At 41.2% G+C, this 5,233-nt stretch carries 6 protein-coding genes; all 6 read right to left on the bottom strand.

Features of this window, described 5'->3' with window-relative positions:
- Positions 1 to 724 precede the first annotated feature (724 nt).
- Positions 725 to 1,483, bottom strand: coding sequence for a hypothetical protein (locus tag R7H07_RS23900; RefSeq protein ID WP_242539635.1), 759 nt, complete (start codon positions 1,481 to 1,483; stop codon positions 725 to 727).
- 162 nt (positions 1,484 to 1,645) lie between these two features.
- A complete protein-coding gene (locus R7H07_RS23890) occupies positions 1,646 to 2,116 on the bottom strand; it encodes a GNAT family N-acetyltransferase (RefSeq protein ID WP_152442080.1) in 471 nt (156 codons plus the stop codon).
- 97 nt (positions 2,117 to 2,213) lie between these two features.
- Positions 2,214 to 2,708: a GNAT family N-acetyltransferase gene (locus tag R7H07_RS23885; protein ID WP_005377068.1), complete on the bottom strand. Its 495-nt coding sequence runs from the start codon at positions 2,706 to 2,708 to the stop codon at positions 2,214 to 2,216.
- 727 nt (positions 2,709 to 3,435) lie between these two features.
- On the bottom strand, positions 3,436 to 3,852 hold the full coding sequence (locus R7H07_RS23880; RefSeq protein ID WP_206960157.1) for a hypothetical protein: 417 nt from the start codon (positions 3,850 to 3,852) through the stop codon (positions 3,436 to 3,438).
- A 237-nt stretch (positions 3,853 to 4,089) separates the two neighbouring features.
- Positions 4,090 to 4,422 (bottom strand): tetratricopeptide repeat protein, encoded by a 333-nt coding sequence (locus R7H07_RS23870; RefSeq protein WP_225455504.1) that lies wholly within the window; start codon positions 4,420 to 4,422, stop codon positions 4,090 to 4,092.
- A gap of 311 nt (positions 4,423 to 4,733) precedes the next feature.
- Complete coding sequence (locus tag R7H07_RS23865; protein WP_172563193.1) at positions 4,734 to 5,135, bottom strand: HIT family protein; 402 nt, start codon at positions 5,133 to 5,135, stop codon at positions 4,734 to 4,736.
- Positions 5,136 to 5,233 lie beyond the last annotated feature (98 nt).

Raw genomic sequence — 5,233 nt, 5'->3', positions numbered from 1 at the left:
TTTCGCGTATTACCATCAGATTTTGAAGTACCTAATATGACTCCGATTTTCATCGAGCCTCCATGTTACATAACGCCGCGTTAAGTAGTGAGCAACGTTACCACTGAACCTAAACTATTGTACCGTAAACACTAAAGCCGATTAAAACCAAAAATGCCACGCGTTGCGAATCTGGCTTAAACGCTTTGTTAGCTTATTACTTTCCGAGCATTCCAGACTAAAACAACAACTTACTTTGACATTAAACGTGAAGGCAAGATTATAAACATAGCCGAGAACTTCAGGCGATGAATTTGGTATTAACTTGAGCTTTGCCAAAACCGCCAAGCGTGGAGACTCACGGAACTTCACCCACCAAAGCTCGTATTAGATTTGCTGCTTTCAAGTGCAAAACTTTGCCATGAATGAAACAGAGGCGAAGCTGAAATTACAACCAACAAACCAAGACCAAGTAACGTTACGACCGCACACGGTAATAATGACCGCTAAAAAAAATGTTACTAACTACCGCTGATACAACCAAAATATTTGCCAATCAGATTGCTCATTTTGACGATATGCCCTACCTAACATCAGCTATATGAATTTGATTTTTCAGACTGTAAGCTAACGCTCTGTTAAGGTGTGAGCAACGCAATACCGAAGCTCTCGCATACCACCTTAAACACTAAACGCAACGCATAGTGAAAATGCCACGCGTTGCGAATCACTCTTAAACAGTTTGTTAGCAGCTCCTTTCAACTCTACGATCAAGGTAAGCATACTTAGCGAACTCAGAAATAAAAAACCTCGAAAGTGCATCTACTGATGAAGTTTTCAATAATATTGGGATTATTATGAATTGGTACAAATAAATGATTGGAAGCACCACAATAACGTAAGCTAAAACAACCCAAAAAATACAGAGTATTAAGTACCCCCAGACATCATTCAATGATAATTGGCTAACAATATTGTAAAGATTTGAGCTTCCCTCAGTTCTAGGCACAATAATCAATGCAATCAAACTGATCATGTAGATTACCAAGCTTAAAATCCGGTTTTTTGAATCAGGGTTGTAGATAAAACTTAAGAAACGAGACCACTCAGACTGGGTAGAGAAACCGTGCTCGCTTCGAGCTGTTTCCCTAACCTCTTTAAAATTCTTCATTGCGTCAAACAGAGAATCACCAATATGAGAAACAAGCGTGTACAGATAAACTGCCTTATGGTGATCAACGTTATCACTATTTAACAGGGTAACATTGGACAAATGTGATACTAAGTTTCTGTTATAAATACTTCTTGCCTGAGCAATTAAAAGTCCCGCGACCATGACTATGAATACAGAGATTGATTCGAACTTAAATCTAAAATTAAGATAGGCACCGAGTAAAAATAGGATTAGAGCGATAGTTAAACACATCACACCAGAAAAACCGAAATAACTAAATCTCACTGTATTTTGATAGTAGATTTTCGCTAAATACCTTAATTCTTCCAAAATAGTTCCTTCTCATTAGTCCAAATAGGACTGCTAACGCCCTGTTAAGGGGTGAGCAACGCAATACCAAAGCCGCCGCATACCACCTTAAACACTAAAACCAACGCATAGTAAAAATGCCACGCGTTGCGAATCCCTCTTGAACAGTTTGTTATGTGCGTGCTAATTGAGGTGCTTTTGCCAATGTTGCTGCCCTTTCAAAACTACTCTGTAATCTTCGTAGTCTGATGAACTGTAGAGCTTTTTAGCGGCAACATTATCGTCACCAACCTCTAATGTAATTTTTAGGTAATCATTATCACGACAATACTGTTCGATACCATTCAGTTGTACCTTGCCAACACCCTTACCACGAAAGTTGTCCGACACCATAAAATCATGGATATTCATCACTCTTTGCGCACGATAAGTTGAGAACGATTCAAAACAAACCGCAAAACCGGCGGGCTTATCGTCGACAAAACTGATAAATCCGTGAAAATAAGGCAACGCAAATAGCTGAGCAATTACTGAGAGATCTAGCTCAACTGAGAATCCAGATAGGTACTCTCTAAACAAAGACTCGAATATACCTTTGTCCTCAATGCTTTCTGTTTCAATACGCCTGATTGTGATTTCCATATCCATTTCCACCAAAGCACATAACGCCGCATTAAGGTGTGAGCGGCGCTTGGCTATACTTGAGCGAAGCGAAACTGCCAAGCGTTGCGAATCACTCTTGAATGCTTTGTTATGTGCGTGCTAAACGGTAGCGCCTTACCGTACCCTCAATCTCATCTGTGTAGTTACCGAGGTATTCACCACCACAGTTTTCGATGACCTTTTGAGATGCGGGATTGTCAATTGAGCAAGTAACAATAACTGAATCAGTGACAACATGGTCTCGCACCCAAGAAAGCAGAAATGAGGCTACACCCTTACCACGAGCTGACGGTCTAGTTTCGTAGCCAATATGACCAATGACATTTTCTACGTTGGCATTAGTACCTTTGCGAACTCGGACTGCACCTAAAATTTCGGAGTTCGATACACAGTAGTAAGTTGTGCTAGGTAAATATCCCTTTGGTAACTCAGAGATTGCCTTTGAACGTTCGACCAAACCTGACAAATAAGCTGTCGGATCTTGCTCCACACCCGAATATTTTGGAATACCCGATTCTAGGCATTCTTTCGCATAACTCGCTAATATTGGGGCCAAATCAGGGTTGGCCTCTATCACTTCCATGTCAATTTTCCTCATAAGCACATAACGCCGCGTTAAGTAGTGAGCAACGCAACACCGATGCTGCCGCATACCACCTTAAACACTAAACACAACGCATAGTAAAAATGCCACGCGTTGCGAATCACTCTTAAACAGTTTGTTAGTCGCGAGGCACTGAGCGACAATTTTAAGCCAAACTAAACTTTGCGAACAACGAACTTTATGTGCTTTGATGCATTTAAGTCAGACGTAGTCTCAAAGCGACTATTCAATGAAACCACTTGGAACAACCAACACCGCAGAAAACGGACTGACAACACCAAAAAAGCGCTTTTGGAAAACCAATCTCACAGTGCTGACTTTCAACAAAGTCACTGAAACCACGTGGAACTTACAACACCAGAGAAAACGTCTTTTCAGCGAGTATATCTGCTTTTGAACCAACAAGCTCACCGAGCAAAGTTGCAACCAAAAACAGACTCTCGATTGCCCTGCTCTGTCAGCACCAAAGAAAAAAACGCTAGAACACTTGCAAAACTTTGGACCTAAAACAGCTGAAACTGAGTTTTGACCATCGGCGATGAACCTGTGCACCAGACAAGCAACTGCCAGATTTTGAGCTTAGAAACATGATTTTGATTGCTAGCTTTTTCTGGCGACTAACGCCGCATTAAGGTGTGAGCAACGCTTGGCTATACTTGAGCGAAGCGAAACTGCCAAGCGTTGCGAATCACTCTTAAATGCTTTGTTAGTCTTTTGTACACACGAGCCAATCATTAAGCACGTGTTCACCGTTATCACCATACATGCTGCCAACAGCTTCCAAGACAACACTCTTCTCTATTTGATAATCGTCGAACCAACTAGGGTCAGACGTTCCACTCTCAAGCTCATCAATTAGCTTATCGAGAGACTTATACTGTCTACCAGCGGAATGGGCTTCGTCAAAACCCGACGAACCAACAACAAAAGCCTTGCTAGCTATCTCGATCATAGCCGCCGGACCGCTTGATAGACCGATACTCTTACTTATACATTGAGCTTCGGGCGTATCTGATTTACCAAGAAGGAACGCTGAGGTCAGTACGAATGCTTGGACAACATTTTCTGGTCTACGAGTTTTGAGAGCAACCTCCGAGGCTCTTGCTATTTCGACTTTTGTCACTTCGTTGCTTAACGCTATCAAGCTATCATGTACTTCTGTTTTTTCTTCAGTACAGCCAATCAAAATAAAGCAAAAATTACGGGGAAAAATTTCAATTTATATCTCCTTTTTTATTAAAGACTAACGCCCAGTTAAGGGGTGAAGCACGCAATGACCAAGCCACTGCATAGCACTTCAACACCGAAACCACCGCATACCAAAAATGCCACGCGTGCTGAATCCCTCTTGAACTGTTTGTTATGTTCGTAGCTTTTGTAACCCTTGTATTGCTCGGTTGGTCGAATCGATTAAGTCTGTGCGCTTCAGTTTCGTTCGAATAGCCAATGCTTCAATAAACTGCTTTTCAGCGAGTTCATAGTTACCAAGCTCAACGTTTAATTTACCCAAATGTTGTAAACTAAAACTCAAAGAAAGCTCACAACCGTAATCTTGGCTTTGTAAATATGCTCTTTCAGCACCACCCATATCACCTGCGTATTGTGACGCAATACCCAAAATATGAGTAGACCAAAACTTGTGCTTATCATTAGATGTCGACATTTGAACTTTGGAAGCTAGCCAGTAAGCCAAACTACAAAACCTAATAACACGCAAACAATCGGCTACCAAAATTTGCTGCCACTCTAGCTTTCAGTTTCGCCTAACATCTTAAATTTTAGGCACTTGTAAATAGTTAAAACAAGTTTATGGAAAACGCTGAAAGTTACCCTATCCCTCTGATAGCCCACCATTTCCTCCAAGAACATAACGCCCAATTAAGGTGTGAACCACGCAATACCGAAGCCTCCGCATAGCACCTTAACCACTAAAACTAACGCATGGTAAAAATGCCACGCGTGCCGAATCACTCTTGAACAATTTGTTAGCATATTTTTCAATGCTCATAGTTCTTTAAGTGATTCTCTTAGTTTATCCATAGTTTGAATTCCAAGTTCACTACTAACCCAACCGTACTGGTCGCCATGGAACCTAGGGAAAATATGCAAATGGTAGTGATCGAGCTCGTTGAAATGAGGTGCCTCTCCATTGTTTTGCATAAAGCCGATACCATCGGGATTGAACTTAGCTTCTATACGTTTATATAAATCTCTTGCAACGTCGGTGATCTCTAAAAACACAGACTCAGGCAGGTCGATGAAAGTACAATATTGAGTCTTAGGACAGATTAAAATATGTCCAAAGTTGATTGGGTCATGATCTGCAAAAGCTATAACTTGGTCAGATTCATACACGATGACCGAGTCAATTTCACGATTAACAATTTGTTCGACTATCGTAGTCATCTGAACTCCTATCAAAGTATGCTAACGCCTTGCTAAGGTGTGAGTAACGCAATACAAAAGCTACCGCACAGCGCCTTAATCACATAAACCACCGCAAA

The sequence above is a fragment of the Vibrio sp. Vb1127 genome, from assembly GCF_033338735.1.
Lineage (GTDB): Bacteria > Pseudomonadota > Gammaproteobacteria > Enterobacterales > Vibrionaceae > Vibrio > Vibrio alginolyticus.
The sequence above is the reverse complement of the archived record's forward strand: the minus strand, read 5'-3'. Positions and strand labels throughout refer to the sequence as shown.

Bases quoted from the DNA above. Each gene is read 5' to 3' on its own strand.
- R7H07_RS23885 (WP_005377068.1), bottom strand. From the start codon at position 2,708: ATGGAAGTGATAGAGGCCAACCCTGATTTGGCCCCAATATTAGCGAGT.
- R7H07_RS23865 (WP_172563193.1), bottom strand. From the start codon at position 5,135: ATGACTACGATAGTCGAACAAATTGTTAATCGTGAAATTGACTCGGTC.